14 protein-coding genes are annotated in these 16,623 nt (G+C 69.2%); 4 read left to right on the top strand and 10 right to left on the bottom strand.

The genetic code is table 11. From position 1 onward, the window contains the following. Nucleotides 1-80: 80 nt before the first annotated feature. The 4 genes from MJ777_RS02725 to lspA are packed head-to-tail and all read right to left on the bottom strand — an operon-like array spanning nt 81 to nt 4,261. Nucleotides 81-1,607, bottom strand: coding sequence for a hypothetical protein (locus tag MJ777_RS02725; RefSeq protein WP_239372902.1), 1,527 nt, complete (start codon nt 1,605-1,607; stop codon nt 81-83). A gap of 31 nt (nt 1,608-1,638) precedes the next feature. Beyond that, nucleotides 1,639-2,694, bottom strand: a complete 1,056-nt coding sequence (locus MJ777_RS02730; RefSeq protein ID WP_239372904.1) for a hypothetical protein — start codon at nt 2,692-2,694, stop codon at nt 1,639-1,641. After that, a complete protein-coding gene (locus MJ777_RS02735; protein ID WP_370651714.1) occupies nt 2,691-3,596 on the bottom strand; it encodes an RluA family pseudouridine synthase in 906 nt (301 codons plus the stop codon). The genes MJ777_RS02730 and MJ777_RS02735 overlap by 4 nt, the downstream gene beginning before the upstream one ends. Before the next feature lie 50 nt (nt 3,597-3,646). After that, the gene (lspA, locus tag MJ777_RS02740; protein WP_370652630.1) at nt 3,647-4,261 is read right to left on the bottom strand and encodes a signal peptidase II; all 615 of its coding nucleotides are present in this window, start codon (nt 4,259-4,261) and stop codon (nt 3,647-3,649) included. Between the two features lie 257 nt (nt 4,262-4,518). Here lspA and MJ777_RS02745 point away from each other — a divergent pair, with 257 nt between their 5' ends. The 4 genes from MJ777_RS02745 to ileS all read left to right on the top strand — a co-directional run bounded on the left by MJ777_RS02745 (nt 4,519) and on the right by ileS (nt 11,702). After that, nucleotides 4,519-5,760: a TIR-like protein FxsC gene (locus MJ777_RS02745; protein WP_239347061.1), complete on the top strand. Its 1,242-nt coding sequence runs from the start codon at nt 4,519-4,521 to the stop codon at nt 5,758-5,760. Then, nucleotides 5,757-7,289, top strand: a complete 1,533-nt coding sequence (locus MJ777_RS02750; protein WP_239347056.1) for a KGGVGR-motif variant AAA ATPase — start codon at nt 5,757-5,759, stop codon at nt 7,287-7,289. Before MJ777_RS02745 ends, MJ777_RS02750 begins: the two co-directional genes overlap by 4 nt. A 127-nt stretch (nt 7,290-7,416) precedes the next feature. Further along, complete coding sequence (locus tag MJ777_RS02755; protein WP_239312361.1) at nt 7,417-8,118, top strand: HNH endonuclease; 702 nt, start codon at nt 7,417-7,419, stop codon at nt 8,116-8,118. Nucleotides 8,119-8,471: 353 nt separating this feature from the next. After that, nucleotides 8,472-11,702 (top strand): isoleucine--tRNA ligase, encoded by a 3,231-nt coding sequence (ileS, locus tag MJ777_RS02760; RefSeq protein WP_370652631.1) that lies wholly within the window; start codon nt 8,472-8,474, stop codon nt 11,700-11,702. 45 nt (nt 11,703-11,747) lie between these two features. Here the strand turns inward: ileS and MJ777_RS02765 are convergent, their stop codons facing one another. From MJ777_RS02765 to ftsZ, 6 genes are all read right to left on the bottom strand, one after another. Continuing rightward, the gene (locus MJ777_RS02765) at nt 11,748-11,915 is read right to left on the bottom strand and encodes a hypothetical protein (protein WP_239312189.1); all 168 of its coding nucleotides are present in this window, start codon (nt 11,913-11,915) and stop codon (nt 11,748-11,750) included. Nucleotides 11,916-11,963: 48 nt separating this feature from the next. After that, nucleotides 11,964-12,941, bottom strand: a complete 978-nt coding sequence (locus MJ777_RS02770) for a DivIVA domain-containing protein (protein WP_239312191.1) — start codon at nt 12,939-12,941, stop codon at nt 11,964-11,966. A gap of 91 nt (nt 12,942-13,032) precedes the next feature. Next, entirely contained in the window at nt 13,033-13,287 is a 255-nt protein-coding gene (locus MJ777_RS02775; protein WP_239347064.1) for a YggT family protein, read from the bottom strand. 84 nt (nt 13,288-13,371) lie between these two features. Further along, nucleotides 13,372-13,917, bottom strand: coding sequence for a cell division protein SepF (locus MJ777_RS02780; protein WP_239312200.1), 546 nt, complete (start codon nt 13,915-13,917; stop codon nt 13,372-13,374). A gap of 10 nt (nt 13,918-13,927) precedes the next feature. Next, a complete protein-coding gene (locus MJ777_RS02785; RefSeq protein WP_239312193.1) occupies nt 13,928-14,818 on the bottom strand; it encodes a YggS family pyridoxal phosphate enzyme in 891 nt (296 codons plus the stop codon). A gap of 164 nt (nt 14,819-14,982) precedes the next feature. After that, a complete protein-coding gene (gene ftsZ / locus MJ777_RS02790; RefSeq protein WP_239312195.1) occupies nt 14,983-16,503 on the bottom strand; it encodes a cell division protein FtsZ in 1,521 nt (506 codons plus the stop codon). Nucleotides 16,504-16,623: the final 120 nt, after the last annotated feature.

A 16,623-nucleotide genomic window follows, 5' to 3' on the forward strand; every position in this document is an offset into this window, starting at 1 on the left:
CGGACAGAACCTGCCCCCGCGTCCTCATGACCAACCCGCCGGCAGCGCTGCCGGCGAGCTGATCGGCGCCGGCGGGCTGATCAGCGCCGCAGGAGAACCCCGTTCGGGCGGCTGGCCGTGAGGGTGACAGTGCCCGACCAGGTCAGGGAGCCGCCCGCCGGCATCATGTCGACGCCCAGCATGAACGCCCGGTCCACCCCGGTCACCGTGATCGTTGACCCGAGGTCGAGCACGCCGGTCCGCACTCGCGCCACTTCGATCGCCGCCACGTCGGCAAGGCGTGTCCCCGCGGGCAGTTCAACCGCGGTGGCCACGGCGCCGTCCCGGCGCAGCGACCAGCCCGTGATGAAATGGTCTGATCGGTAGAGGACTCCGGGGTTCTCCCGCAGCCGGACACCCACGGCCGCGCCGACCCAGCCGAGACCCGGGCCGGCCAGTCCTGTGGTGGTCTTACGGATCACGATGTACAGGTAGTTACGCGGGTCCGACAGCGCGGGCGTGTCCGGCGACGCCACCGGTTCGATCTTTCCCTCTCGCCGTACCTCGGCGGCACAGACCTGATAGGTCCAGGGAAAAGCGTCCATCATCCGCTCCCGGGCCTGCCCCGGCGCGGGTTCGCGGTCGGCGGCGAGCAGAAACCGCATACCGGCATCGACAACCACGTCGCACACCATGTTGTTGGTCGTACACGTCTGGAGCAGCGGATGCCCATGCTCGAAACGCCCGCGGAAAGGCAATGCCACGTGGCCCGGTCCCTGGTAAAAGGCGCTCCCCGGCACCGTGGACCCGCTTGCGTCGACCTCGACCCGGTAGACCCACTCGATGTCGGTCAACCGTCCCCAGAGCGCCTGCTGCGACGCGGCGTCGGCACCGTTGCCGCCGTCCTCGTTGCTCCACATGACGCTGTACTCCAGCACGGTGTGACCAGGCTCTACGGGCACAGCTCCGGCTGGCACGGTGCCGGCTGGCACGGCGCCGGCTGGCACGGCGCCGGCTGGCACGGCGCCGGCTGGCACGGTTGTCCGGGTGTGCCAGGCCAGGAGCGGGGTGTCGGTGTGGCTGTTCTGGAACCGGCCGCCACCGGCAGGCAGGGAGCGTCCGTACAGAACGGGGGCATGTGCCAGCGCGAGCGCGCCGGACACCGGTGTTGCCGGTGACACCGGTGTTGCCGCCTCCGGGGAGGGCGAGACCGACGCCGACAGCACTCGGAGCGTCACCGTCCGGGTGGCTGCCGCGGACGCGTCCGGGTCGAAGGCGAGCGTGAGCGTGTGGATACCGGCATGGACATAGCCAAGCTGGACGCGGCTTGTGATGTCCCGCGCGGACAGCACGACGATGTCGGTGGCGAGCTGACCGTCCACCGCCACCGACACCACCGCGGACTCGGCGCCCCGGGTCGCCCAGTCGGCACCGGGTGCCTGGGCGCTGACCTCCAGCAGGCCCTCACCACCGGTCCGTGCACGCAGCGTCAACGGGTAGGCGGGGCCCGCGCGCTCCAGCGTGATCGGAGTCCCCGGGGCGGCCGACGCGCCACCGGCCCCGCCGCCTCCCACCATGTCGGCCAGCAGGACGGCGGCAACCAACGGCGCCCGGCATGCCCGCCACATCCACCGCCCGTTCAACGCGGTTCGACGTGGTTCAACGCTGCTCGGGCCGCAGCGGAACAAGGGTGGGCGCGGGCGCGGAGGTACCGGGCGGCGCGGTGTCCACCAGCCGAACCGACGCCATCGCGGCGAGGAGGGCAAGCTGATCGGCCGGGGCCCGCACAACCGCCCCGTACAGGCAGGCGCAGGAGCCGCTCAGGGCCACCGCCTCGTCCTCGGCACGCTCCCGCGTGACGGCGTCAGCGGCGGTGCCAACACGGTACGCCGCGCTCTCAGCGGCCCGCGTGAACGCGGCCGGGATGTCACGAGCCGGGTCCCCGACATCGGTGGTCAGGATCGGCCCGTCAGGGGGAACCCGGAAGAACACCCGCACGGTGCGGAAGTCGCCGAGCAGGGCACGTGTCTGTTCCGGCGTCCGGTAGCCGGGGAAGCTGACGGCCGCATAGATGTCGGGCTGCTCGGGAGCGAGCGCCAGCACGGCGAGCCGCGCCTGGGCCGCGGCCAGATAACCGTCCGTCGACTCGGCCGGGCGCAGGGACGTCCGCACGCTGTCCGTCGCGACATCGACCCGTCCACCGGCCGGCCCCCGCCACAGCGCCGCGACCGCGCTCACCCCGATGACGCCGACCGCCCCCAGCGTCATAATCCGTGCGGTCCGCTCGAGCGCCAGCCTGCTGGCGACGCGACGCGCGCCGCCCACCCACGCGGCGGTCCCGGCATCGTCGGGGCAGGCCCGCGCGGGCTGCGCGGCGACCTGCCCGGCCAGGGCATCACCATCGCCGTCGCTATCGCCGGCACCGGCCGGCACCGGCCGGTCGGACCGCGCCCACAACGGGACGACCATGTCCCGCGTCCGGGCCGGCGCCCCGGCGCGGGCCGGCAGCCCAGCGCGGAGGTGCATCGCGCGCACGGCTACGGCATCAAGGACCCGGCGCACAACCGGGAGCGCGCGGTCATCCAGGCGGTCAAGCTGGTCCAGCACAGCCCGTGCCGCCCGCGCGGATCGAGCCGCCGCCCGCGCCACCCCGCGCCCGACAGGTCCGCGCTGAACCAGCGGACCCCGTACCGCCTGGCCCCCGACGGCAATCATGACTGCTGCCGGAGCAGGGACACCGCCCCCGCCAGATCGGCTGGATCAGGGCTGGTGAACGTCATCCACCGCCCGTCCCTGGGATGGGCGAAGGACAGCCGAGCGGCATGCAGCCACTGCCGGGCCAGCCCAAGCCTGCTGGCGAGAACCGGGTCAGCGCCGTAAGAAAGATCACCAACGCAGGGATGCCGCAAGGCCGACATGTGCACGCGGATCTGGTGGGTCCGGCCCGTCTCAAGGCGCACCGACAGCAGGGACGCGGCCCGGAAGGCCTCGTCGGTGTCGTAGTGGGTGACGCTTGGCTTCCCATCCGCAACCACAGCGAAAAGGCCCGGCTTGCGCGGATGACGGTCAATCGGTGCGTCCACCGTGCCACTGGACGGATCAGGATGTCCCTGCACCAGAGCACGATAGATCTTCTCCACCTCCCGCTCCCGGAAGGCGCGCTTCAACACGGTGTAGGCGTGCTCACTTTTCGCGACAACCATGACTCCCGTGGTGCCGACGTCCAAGCGGTGGACGATGCCCTGACGTTCGGCAGCACCGCTGGTCGCAATGCTGTAGCCAGCGGCGGCGAGGCCGCCGATCACGGTCGGCCCACCGAAGCCGGGAGCCGGATGGGCGGCCACGCCCACCGGCTTGCTCACCACGACGATGTCACCATCATCATGGATCACCTCGAGGCCGGGCACCGGGGTCGCCTCCAGCTGGACCGGTCGCGGCGCCGCCGGCAGTTCGACGTCAAGCCACGCGCCGCCGGTCACCCGATCGGACCGGCCCCGCACCGTCCCGTTGACGCTGGCGTAGCCGGCATCAACAAGCGCGGCCGCGGCCGTCCGGGATAACCCGAACATCCGAGCGATGGCCGCGTCCAGCCGCAGGCCGTCCAACCCGTCAGGCACCGGCAGGGCGCGTCTGTCCCCTCCGCCCACTAACGGGCCCCCGCTGCCGCTCACTTCTCGCTTTCATCGGTCAGGTCACGTGCTTCCGTCGTACGCTGCCCGTCGACGCCGACACCCCGCGCCCCGAGGATGACCGCGAGGATCCCGCCGATCACGATCGCCGAGTCCGCGATGTTGAAAACCGGCCAGTGGTGCAGGTGGATCCAGTCCACAACATGCCCGCGCAGCGGGGCCGGTGCCCGGAAGACCCGGTCGCTGAGGTTACCGAGCGCGCCGCCGAGCAGGAGCCCGAGAACCACCGCCCACGGTGTGGACTTCAAGGTCCGGGCGGTCCGCACAATGACCACGACGACCGCGACGGCCACCAGGCTGAACAGCACGGTCGCACCGCCGGCGAGGCTGAACGCGGCCCCGGGGTTGCGGGTGAGCCGAAGGTCGAGCACACCGGGGATCAGATTGATCGGCGCCCGGTCCGACATATGCGCCACCGCGACAATTTTCGTGATCGCGTCTGTGGTGACGACCACGAGACCCGCGCCTACCAGCGTGGCCACCGCCCGCGCCGACCGCGTGGCCGCCCGCGCCGCATCCCCGGCCACCGCCGCTGGTGGCCCGTCCCGCGACCCGGCAGTCCCACTCTCACCGGTGGCTGACGTCTCCTGCACCTGGCCTACTCTACGGCCAGGCCACACCATGGCTGGATCACCCCACGGCCAGACCCGCACCACCGCCGCCAGCCAGCCGCTGACCGTCTTCCCGTCTCCGGGTGAGCAGAACCTGATGGTGCGATTCCAACCAGCAGGACCGGGCTTCGTATGCTGACCGGAGTCAGGCCCTGACCACCGGCAACTGTACCGTGCGCGAGCCTCCGGTGGATGCTGTCAGCCACCGTCACAAGTTTCAGTGGAGCGTGTCCGTGAGCATGTTCTTCCTCAGCTACGCCCATACTGACGGCGTGGGGGGCTGGGTACGCGACTTCTACCTCGATCTCCGTGACGAGCTCACCGGGAAGACAACCCTGGACCCGAGCGCCATCGGCTTCCAGGACGTGAACATGCGTTCCGGTACCCGCTGGAAGGACGCGCTCGCCGACGAACTCGCCCATTGCCAGGTTTTCATACCACTGTTCTCGCCACGCTACTTCAACAGCGACTCCTGCGGCCGGGAGTGGCAAGCGTTCTCCGACCGCCTCCACACAGCGAAGGCCGTGAACGGCGAGACCCCGCCACTGATCTTCCCACTTCTCTGGGAACCACCGAGTGTCCTGTGCTTACCCCAGGTCGCGGTCGCAGTTCAGTACCACGAGTTCACCGAGTACAGCACTGAGTACACAAAGCTCGGCCTCATGAAAATTGTGAAGAACAAGAAGAACCCCTCCCTGGCACTCAAATATGACCAGATACTAAGTGCGATCGCACTGGAGATAATAGATACCACAGCCAGGTACACGCTGGCCCCGGCAGTTCCGCCACCAGCATGGGAGACGACAGGAAACGCCTTCGCAAAGGCGCCGGACGCACCGATCACGGCGGGCGGTACAGCAGGTTCCGACAACACGGCCGGACCGCACCATGTACATTTCATCGTCGCATCGGGAACCGCCACCGAACTGGCCCGGGGCTCCGATCCCTACACCTACTACGGAACCCGTCCGATGGACTGGTCGCCCTTCCTCCCAGATGACGCCGAACCACTCGTCCGCATCGCCGCCGCCATTGCGATCGACCAGAAGATGACACCCTACCCGGAAAAGCTGGACAGTCAGCTCGTTGAACGCCTTGATGCCGCGGACCGGGACAACGAACTGGTGGTGTTACTGGTGGACCCGCGTGCCATGAGCCTGCTGGACCGCATGCAAATCCTTCATACCTATGACAGCCGTTTCGACCCCAACAGCGCGGTCATGATTACCTGGAATAACACCGACGTATCCGCGGCGAATTGCCTCTCCGGGCTGAAAGCCACCTTCCCCAAGAAGAACCGGAAACCCGACCAGAGTTTCTACCGGGCGATACACACTCCGGACGAGTTCCGCCGTACTCTGATTGAGGTACTCGTCTACCTCCAAAAACTGCTGATCGGCGAAGCCGACTCCAGCCGGACCGCCGATAGTGGCGATCATATCCGTCAGCCCCAGCTCACGGGTCCTACGGTGGGTGCATGAGCATGCCTGCCGACCGCCAGCCGGGGAAAATCGTGACATTCTACTCGTACAAGGGTGGAACGGGCCGGACGATGGCGTTGGCGAACATCGCCTGGATCCTCGCGAGCAACGGCCGCAGGGTGCTCGTCGTCGACTGGGATCTTGAGGCCCCCGGCCTACACAGATACTTCCATCCCTTCCTCGTCGACCCCGAGCTGGCCGGTTCGACGGGTGTGATGGACATGGTCTGGGACTATGCGCTGGCCACCCTTGACACGCAGGGCGACCCGTCGCCCGGTTGGCATGAGCCCTACGCTGACGTGCTCAACCACACCGTTTCGCTGCGGGGCTTCGAGCCCGGCGGTGTCCTTTCACTCCTGCCGGCGGGACGCCAGGACGACGCGTACGGCGCCAAGGTCAATTCGTTCGACTGGTCCAGCTTCTACGACAAGCGCGGCGGCGGCGCTTTTGTCGAGGCAATGAAGCAGAGCATGGCCGCGCAGTTCGACTATGTCCTGATCGACAGTAGGACCGGTCTCAGCGACACCGCCGGTATCTGCACGGTCCAGCTACCCGACATTCTTGTCACCTGCTTCACCTTCAGCACGCAGAGTATCGCCGGAACAGCGGCCGTGGTGGAGTCCGTCCGGCGGCAGCGCGGTGAGCGAGATATCACCATCTGGCCGGTCCCGATGCGCGTCGAGGACGGCGAAACCGCCAAGCTGGAGGCAAGCCGCGACCTGGCACGCATCCACCTCGACCATCTTTTGAAAGACCTCGATGAAAATGCCCGAGACCGCTACTGGGGAGCCGTGGAAGTTCCATACAAGACTCTCTACGCGTACGAGGAGACGCTCGCTACGGTAGGCGACCGCCCTAATCAACAGGGCACTATCCTCGCGGCCAGTGAACAGCTGACAGGTTATCTCACAGACCAGGCAATCGTACGGCAGGTCCCCCTGGACGAGAGTGAACGCCGCCAGCTGGCCCGGCAGTTCCAGCGGCAGCCATTTGCGGCGGATTTTCTCATCAGCTACTGTTTGGTGGACAGCGCCTGGGCTGAGTGGCTAACGTGGCAGCTCGAGGCAGCTGGATACCGAGTCCTGATTTCGACAATGGATATCGTTCCTGGAACCAACTGGATAGAGGCTCTCGAGCGGGCTGTGAGCTCGTCGCGCCGCATCGTGGCCATAGTTTCCCAAGCATTCGTCAGATCCCAGTTTGCGAGAGTTGAATGGCAGGCCGCCTTGCGTTCCGACCCAAATAGGGCCACACGAAAGATCATCCCGGTCCGGGTGGAAGACGTACCTCTCCCCGATTTTTTGAGCGGGATTTTCGGGTTCGACCTGTGGGGACTTGAGGAAGATTCCGCTCGCAACGTCCTCCTGAACGGAATTGTCGCGGCGACAGGTGGGGCGACCGGCGGGCGGGCGAAGCCCGTCACGCGCCCCCGATTTCCCAGCCTCGGCAAACCGGAGCCGGGCGCTGGCCGTACCGCGCAGGACCGCCACCCACGGCTCCCCTTCCCCAGCAAGCCGCGGGACGAGTGACGAGTGACGACACCTCAGTGCCGGTGCCTCGAGGCAGTACGAGGCATCGCTGGACAGAACGGGCCATAATCGCCTCTCAGTTCGAAGACTCCCGGGGACCAGGACAGGGTGAGCGAGTGAACGGCGAGTGAGTAGAGTGGCGAACGCCTTCGACGCCTTATGGGGCATCGCGCAGACGGCGGCTGACCGCTGGTGGCAGCTGGCCTCCGGCCGGACACTGCACTGGATCGGGATCATCCTGGGCGTCGCCGTGGCGCTCAGCATCGCCGGGCATGTGGACCGGTGGATCGAGCGCGGGCGGTTCCACATCACCCTGCGGCTGAACGGTTACCGCAGCCACGGCGAGTACGTGGGCGGCCCCGAGTGGCGGGCCAGGCGGCGGCGGTGGCTCACCGAAACCGGCAAGCGTCCGTGCCACATCTGCGGGAAGCCGTGGCGCGACGGTCCGTCCGGCGTCGGCTACCACGCACACCACGTCGACTATTTCCGCGCCGGCTCGGGGCATGAGTCCAACCGGGACCTGGTGCCCATCTGCCACCACTGCCACACCCGCGTCCACAAGGTCGACCGCTACCGGGGGCCGCTCGGGACCCGCGCGCTCGGGCTGTCGCTGCGGCGCTGTACCGGTCTGATCCGCGCTGTCTACTGGCCGGTGCGGGCGCTGCGCGGTGGCTCCGGAAGCACCCACGCGCCCGTGGCCCGCCGGCCGATCCGCCGGCCCCGGCGCCGGGCCGTCCCCCGCGCGCAGGTACCCGGCCAGGACGGCACGAACCAGCGCACCGGCCACCACACCGGCCGTCCCCATCGTCCGACGAGTGCGGGTAGGTGATGGTGGGATCCCGCCGTCCACTACGCTGGTCGTAGCGGACGGCGATGACGGGACGAGTAGCGGCGGGCGCAGCCAGGGACGGCCGGTGACGGGTGTCCAGCGAACCGGGGACGGTGGAAGCCCGGCGGCCAGCGCGTCGTGAAGATCACCCTTGAGCTGCCGGAAGAACAGGGTGTCACCCGCCCTCAGTAGATCCGGTACCGCGCGTGAAGAGTGGTCGTCCAGGCTGCCGCGTACCGGCGTCCTGAACGGCAAGGAGGGTGGTACCGCGGTACCACCGCGCCCCGGTGAGATGCCGGGTACCGCGGGGTGTCGTCCCTCCGTTGGAGCTTGATCCCCGACGGAGACCTGCGATGCCCAGCCACGGAACACCCGCCCACGACATGCCCGCTCACACGATGCCGGCCTTCCCCGCGCTGCCGACCCAGGTTGACCTGCCCGCCCTCGAGCGTGATGTCCTCGAGCGCTGGAAGGACCTGAAGGTCTTCGAGCGTTCACTGGCCGCGACCGCGGACGGGCCACAGTGGATCTTCTATGAGGGTCCGCCCACCGCCAACGGCAAGCCCGGCACCCACCACGTCGAAGCCCGGGTCTTCAAGGACCTGTTCCCCCGCTACCGGACGATGCGTGGCTTCCACGTCCCGCGCCGCGCCGGCTGGGACTGCCATGGCCTGCCGGTGGAGCTCGCCGTGGAAAAGGAGCTGGGCTTCACCAGCAAGAGCGACATCGAGGCCTTCGGGATCGCCGCGTTCAACGCCCGCTGCCGCGAGTCGGTGCTGCGCCACGTCGCGGACTTCTCCCGGATGACCGAGCGCATGGGCTACTGGTGTGATCTGGACAACGCCTACCGGACGATGGACACCCCCTACATTGAGAGCGTCTGGTGGTCCCTCAAGCAGATCTTTGACAAGGGCCTGCTCGTCGAGGACCACCGGGTCACGCCGTACTGCCCGCGCGACGAGACGCCCCTGTCCGACCACGAGGTCTCCCAGGGATACGCCGACGTGGTCGATCCCTCGGTGTACGTCCGCTTCCCGGTGACCTCCGGCCCGCTCAGCGACGCCGGGGTGAGCCTGCTCGTCTGGACGACCACCCCATGGACGCTGGTGTCCAACACCGCGGTCGCCGCGCATCCCGACGTCACCTATGTCGTCGCCCGGACGGCGGCTGGCGGGCGTGACGGTGAGCTGGTGCTGGTGGCCGAGCCGCTGCTCGGTTCCGCGGTGGGCGCGGACGCCGAGGTCATCCGGACTCTCCGGGGAAGCGATCTCGCTGGCGTGACCTACGCCCGGCCGTTCGAACTGCTGCCGATGACGGATTTCAGCGGCGGGCCCGCGCATGCGGTGGTGCTCGCCGACTACGTCACCACGACCGACGGCACCGGGCTGGTGCACCAGGCCCCGGCCTTCGGCGCCGAGGACCTCGCCGTCGCCCGCGCCTACGGCCTGCCCGTGGTCAACCCGGTGGGCCGGGACGGCCGGTTCGTCGCCGGCACCCCGCTGGTCGGCGGGGTGTTCTTCAAGGACGCGGACGCGGCCCTCATCGACGATCTGCGCTCGCGTGGGGTGCTGTGGCGGGCCGAGGACTACACCCACAGCTATCCGCACTGCTGGCGCTGCCACACGCCGCTGATCTACTATCCGCTGCCGTCCTGGTACATCCGGACCACCGCGATCGCTGACCGGCTGCTGGCGGAGAACGAACGCACCGACTGGCACCCCGAACGGATCAAGAACGGGCGGTTCGGCGAGTGGCTGCGTGGCAACGTCGACTGGGCGCTGTCGCGCAGCCGCTACTGGGGCACGCCGCTGCCGGTCTGGCGCTGCACGGCCGATCCGGCCCACCTGACCTGCGTCGGATCGCTGCTGGAACTGTCCGGCCTGGCCGGGCGTGACCTGTCCGCGCTCGACCCGCACCGGCCGTTCGTCGATGACGTGACGATCACCTGCCCGGCCTGCGCGGCGGTGGCGCGGCGGGTACCGGAAGTGATCGATGTCTGGTACGACAGCGGAGCGATGCCGTTCGCCCAGTGGGGAGCCCCGCACCGCAACGGCGAACAGTTCGAGGGCCAGTACCCGGCGCAGTACATCTGCGAGGCCATCGACCAGACCCGCGGCTGGTTCTACACGCTGATGGCCGTGGGGACGCTGGTGTTCGACCGCTCCGCCTACGAGACCGTGCTGTGCCTGGGCCTGCTGCTCGACGCCGACGGCCGCAAGATGAGCAAGCACATCGGTAACGTGCTGGACCCGTTCGAGCTGTTCGACCGGCACGGCGCGGACGCGGTGCGCTGGCTGATGCTCGCGGCCGGGTCCCCCTGGGCGGACCGCCGGGTCGGTCATGAGGCCCTTGAGGACATCGTCCGCAAGGTGCTGCTGACCTACTGGAACACCGCGTCGTTCCTCGTCCTCTACGCCAATGCCGGCGGCTGGGCACCAGGCCGTGCTCCCGCGTCCGACCCGCGGACGCGCCCCGTACTCGACCGCTGGGTGCTCTCGGAACTGCACGCGGCCATCACGGAGGTCACCGAGGCGCTGGACGCGTTCGACTCGCTGCGGGCCGGCCGATGCCTGGCCCGCTTCATCGACGACCTGTCCAACTGGTACGTGCGGCGCTCCCGGCGGCGCTTCTGGGAGGCCGATCCGGACGCCCTGGACACCCTCTACGCCTGCCTGGACGGCCTGACCCGGCTGATGGCCCCGTTCACGCCGTTCCTGACCGACGCGCTGTGGTCGAAGCTGGTCGTCGGCGTCCGGCCGCAGGCCCCGGACTCGGTCCATCTGGCCGACTGGCCGCGGGCCGCGTATGATCTTGTGGACACCCGGCTGGCGGCCCAGATGGACCTCGTCCGCCGCCTTGTCGAGCTCGGCCGGGCAGCCAGAGCGAGCAGCGGTGTGCGCACGCGCCAGCCGCTGGCACGCGCGGTCGTGGCGGCGCCCGAGTTCGCCGGGCTGCCCGCGGACCTGCGCGCCCAGATCGCCGACGAGCTCAACGTCGCCGCCGTCGAGGGCGCCACCGCCGACGTGGTCGACGTGACCGTGAAGCCGAACTTCCGGGCGCTGGGCCGCCGGTTCGGCAAGCGGACCCCGCTGGTCGCGGCGGCCATCGCGACCGCCGGCCCGCCCGTGCACGGCCGCCTCACCGTCGAGGTGGACGGGGATCGGCTCGACCTCGACGGCGATGATCTGATCATCACCGAAACGCCCCGGGAGGGATGGGCTGTGACATCGGAGTCAGGCCTGTCCGTCGCTCTCGATCTGGAGATCACTCCCGCGCTGCGGCGCGCCGGCATCGCCCGGGACGTGGTGCGGGTCCTCCAGGACGCCCGCAAGACCTCCGGCCTGGATATCACCGACCGCGTCGACATCCGCTGGTCGGCGGACACCCCGGCTACGGCGCAGGCCCTGCTGGAGCACGGCTCCGCCGTGGCCGCCGAGGTCCTCGCCGTGAGCTTCACGCGGGCTGCCGGTCCCGACACTGCCGGTCCCGACAGCGGTGGCTCCGCGCCGGCCGCTGGGACCGGGCATACCGCACCGGATCTCGGGCTGACCTTCTGGCTGAGCCCGGCCGGCGCGGCAGGCTGACCGGCGGCTGGCTGGTGGCAGGCTGGCCGGCGCGGCTCGGGAGACCTATTCCCGGGATGAGCGCCGAGCCTGCCGGAGCACGCCGACCGGCAACAGGGCAGCCGAGACGAGGCCGGTCACAAGGGACGCGTAGGCGAACACGGCGTCACCGAGGACCCCCATACCGAGCAGCACGGCTGAGAGCAGAGCCAAGATCCCACTGACGGTAATCATATGTGCCCGGGACGTCAGCGGAGCTGAGTCCGCGCGCTCTTCGACCGGCTAGAAATCCTGTAGTCCGCTGGAGTCCCGGCGGGCCGGTTCGATGTCGGGACCGCGGACACCGCCGTTGTCGCTTCCCCGTGCCATCGCTGCTCCCGCGCCCAGCGGCGGCCCAGGCGGGAAAGCGGACGCGGCGACGGAACTCGCGGCCGGCTGCTGTGAGCCGGCGGTGATCCCGGTCGGCGGCGGCGGGGGCGCGGACCCGGTACCGGGGTTGAGCGGCGGGCGCGGGGTACCGCCCGGACCGACCGCCGGCTGCGTCGGCATACCGTCCAGATCGCGTAGCTGCATCTCCAGGTAGGCACGCAGCCGTGTGCGGTATTCACGCTCGAAGGCACGCAGCTGCTCGACCTGGCCCTCCAGCCGGCGCTTGTCGTCCTCGAGGCCACCGAGCTGCTCGGCAACGTGTGCCCGTGCCTCGCCGATGATGCGGTCGGCGTCCGCCCGGGCTTCGCGGCGCGCACGGTCAGATTCGCTGCGGGCCTCCCGCAGCGCCTCGTCCGCCGTACGCTGCGCCAGCACGAGCGTGCGGGCCACCCGCTGTTCGATCTCGGCATCCAGTTGGGAGTTGCCGGTGCGGGCCGGGGCCTGGGCCGACGCGGGCACCGCCGGCATCACCGCGGTCGCGGCCGCGGTCGCCGGCTGCGCCGCCACAGGACGCTCGCGGGCGGCCTGCGCGGCCTGCACCGCCTGTGCGGCCTGCGCCTGGGCCTGCGCCACCTGGCGCCGCGCCTCCTCCAGCTGCCGGCGCAGCTGCTGGTTCTCCTCAAGGACCTGAGCGGGTACGCCTGGGCCGCCACCGCCCACGCGGCGTGCCTCGTCGAGCTGCCGACGCAGATCGGTGTTCTCGTCCAGAAGCCTGGTGAGCTCACTCTCGACATCATCGAGAAAGGAGTCGACCTCGTCCTCGTTGTACCCGGTGCGGAACCGAGTCGGACTGAAGACCTTGTTCTGCACGTCCTGCGGTGTCAGAGCCACGTCGCCTCCTCATGATGCGGCATTGCCGCTCCCCCGGAGAGGGCGGTCCAGCGGCAGTCTGCCGTGCGCGTTCGCCGTGCGCGCGACTTGGTCACAGCCCACCCGCGAGTCTCCGCAAGACCATGATAACAATTAAGATCAATAAGAAACCAAGGTCAAATGCAACGCTGCCCACCCGCAGAAGAGGAATAAACCGCCGGACGAATCTCAACGGAGGGTCCGTGACCGTGTACACGGTCTCAAAGACTAGTACCAGAACTCCGGCTGGTCTGAAGGTGTGGTTCAGCGAGAGCACAAGATCTATCACCGCGCGCGCAATCAGCAGCAGCAGATAGACAAGCAGCAGCGCGGAGATCACGTCACCAAGTGCACTGATGGCGGACTCTCCTGTGCCTGCGGGGACCGTGGTCCGATGACGGTTGATACGTGATCATGACTGATTGTAGAAGCCACCCTCACGGATGCGCCGTTTGTCGGTCTCGGTGACCTCGACGTTATGCGGCGAGAGCAGGAACACCTTGTTGGTGACCTTCTCGATCGACCCCCGCAGGCCGAACACGAGGCCCGCGGCGAAGTCGACCAGCCGCTTGGCATCGACGTCATCCATCTCAGTCAGATTCATGATAACCGGAGTCCCGTCGCGAAACTCCTCCCCGATCTGCCGCGCCTCATTGTAACTACGCGGTTGCAATGTGGTAATACGATAGGGCGACGGCTCCTCGACCGCGGACGGCCTGCGCATCGGGACTGGGCCTGTCGGCCGGAGCTGTTCGACCGGGGGGCGACGCGGCATCGCAGGCGGCTCCTCACGTGCATCAATACGACGGACCGACCGCTCCGCGGGCATGGGCTCACGGGCGTCACGCCGGTCGTCATGACCGGCGTCGTGACCGCCATCGTCGTACTCGTCCTCGAGGTAGTCTTCGTCCTCCTCGGCCAGACCGAGGTAGACCATCGCCCTGCGCGCGACACCCATGGGCGCGACTCTAAGGGACACCACGCCGTTGACCGAACAAAGCCGTCCCGATGCGAAGGTGTGTCGCGCCTTCGGCCACCGCCTCCGCAAGGTCCCCAGACATACCCGCGCTGATCACCGACGCCTCGGGATGCCCTCGCCGAAGCACGTCCGAAACCTCACGTAACCTGGCGAAGGCCGGGCGAGCCGGCGCGCCGCGGGGCGCAACCCCCATCACCCCGGCGAGAACGAGCCCCCGGCTGCCCACCACCAGATCGCCGAGGGCGGGTATGTCCGCTGGCGACGCGCCGCCTCGACCGGCGCTGGCGCTGTGCCCGTCCAGCGACACCTGCAGACAGACGACGATCTCGCGACCGTGTGCGACCGCCGCGCTGGACAGCGCCGCGACCAACGGCGCCCGGTCGACCGACTGGACCCAGTGCGCCCACTGCGTCACCGAACGGGCCTTGTTGCGCTGGAGCTGACCGACGAAATGCCAGCAGGGCGGGGACAACGGCACGGGCGCCGGGCCCGGCGGGCCGGCCTGGCGCGGTTGGCCCACCCGGCGCCCCCGTTCGATCCCCTGGCCGGTCCCCTGATCGATCCACTGGTCGGCGCCGCGCGAGCCCGACCGCGACGCGGCCGAAACCTCACCGTCAAAAAGGTGTTTCGTCACAGCTGCCGCCTTTGGGCGAGCCTCCTGCTCCCGGTTTTCCGCGAAGTCGGTGACCCCCAGCTCACGCAGCAGCACAACATCCGCCGCTGGCCAGGTCTTGCTCACCGCGACAAGGGTGAGCTCGCCGGCCGCACGCCCTGCCGCGGCCGCCGCGACGGTGATCCGGTCACGGACGTCGGCGAGGTTGAGCCGCAGTTCCGCACGCCGGCCAGCATCCGCCAGCGGTGGCCCGCCAACGGCGCTCACGACTGGTCCCGCCCACGCGGTGCCGGCGGCGGTAACATCGCCGCCGGCACCGGGCCGGAGCGGCCAGAGACGCTCATAGGGCCGCTACCGACACGGACAGCGGCGGACACGGACACGACCGGCCTGGGCGCGGCCGAGCGGGCCCGGGCCGGCACCGTCCCCGACTACTTGAGAAAGTCGGGGACGTCGAGCTCGTCGTCATCCTCGGCGACCGGCCGGACCGACCGCCGCGACGTCGGATAGCTCGGCCGATGGCCCTCCCGCGGCTCCCGATACGGCGGATAGCCCTCATCGGCGCCGGACTCGGCACCGTCGCGTCGAGACATGGACCCGTCGTGACCGTAGTCCCGGTCGTCGGACACATCCGTCACATGCCCGGGAGCGGACGTCCGCGGCTGGCCCGGCGAGGACGGGGCAAAAGTCGGCGAGGGGCTGTAGGCCGCCGGCGAGGAATAGGTCGGCTGCGGGTTCGTCGAGGGCTGGGACGAGGGGGTGTGTGCCGCCTGCGTCGCCACGGAAACCGGCCGCGGCTGCGGCGTGGACGCCGCGAAGACCGGCGGTGATCCGACCGTCGCCGGCGGGGCGGACGGCGTGGTGGCGGACGGCGCCACGGTCGCGCCGGGCGTGACGGCAGGCGCCCCACCGGCTCCGGCGGGGCCCGGACCGGTGGCCCCGGGCCCCGCCGGCTGACCGTTACCGGGCCGTCGGGTGCTTGCCAGGCCACGAGTCCGGCGGTCCTGGACGGTGTCGAAGCCCGCGGCGATGACCGTCACCCGGACCTCGTCGCCGAGCGCGTCGTCGATGACCGCGCCAAAAATAATGTTCGCTTCGGGATGGGCCGCGTCCGCCACCAGCTCGGCCGCGGCATTGATCTCGAACAGGCCAAGATCGGATCCGCCCGAGATGTTCAGCAGCACCCCTTGGGCGCCGTCCATGCTCGCCTCCAGGAGAGGCGAGGCGATGGCCTGTTCGGCCGCGACAATGGCGCGGTCGTCTCCGCGGGCACGCCCGATACCCATCAACGCGCTGCCCGCATGCGACATGACGGTCTTGACATCGGCGAAGTCGAGGTTGATCAGACCCGGGGTGGTAATGAGATCGGTAATGCCCTGAACACCGGAGAGCAGGACCTGGTCCGCGCTGCGGAACGCGTCCAGCACACTGATGTCACGATCCGTCATCGCCAACAGCCGGTCGTTCGGAATGACGATGAGCGTGTCAACTTCATTACGCAGGGCGTCGATTCCAGAATCCGCCTGGGTTGCCCTGCGGCGCCCTTCGAACGTGAACGGGCGGGTGACGACACCGATGGTCAACGCGCCGAGCGACCGGGCGACGTTGGCCACCACCGGCGCGCCGCCGGTGCCGGTACCACCGCCTTCCCCCGCGGTCACGAACACCATGTCGGCGCCCTTGAGGACCTCTTCGATCTCCTCGCGATGATCTTCGGCAGCCTGGCGACCGACCTCCGGGTCGGCGCCCGCGCCGAGCCCTCGGGTGAGCTCCCGGCCGACGTCGAGCTTGACGTCGGCGTCGCTCATCAGCAGGGCTTGGGCGTCGGTATTGATCGCGATGAACTCGACACCCTTGAGCCCAACCTCGATCATGCGGTTGACGGCATTGACGCCGCCACCGCCAATCCCGACGACCTTGATCACCGCCAGGTAGTTCTGAGGAGCTGCCATGCGGTGTCGGTCCTCCAGCGGCATCGGTGGGCGGACGGGGGACATGCCCCAGCCGCCCGGTGCAGCGGGGAAGGCGGCGCCGAGTGGATGGAGCGGGGAACGGCTGATGAGCTTCAACCT

The organism is Protofrankia sp. Cj5 (genome assembly GCF_917627405.1).
Taxonomy (GTDB): domain Bacteria; phylum Actinomycetota; class Actinomycetes; order Frankiales; family Frankiaceae; genus Protofrankia.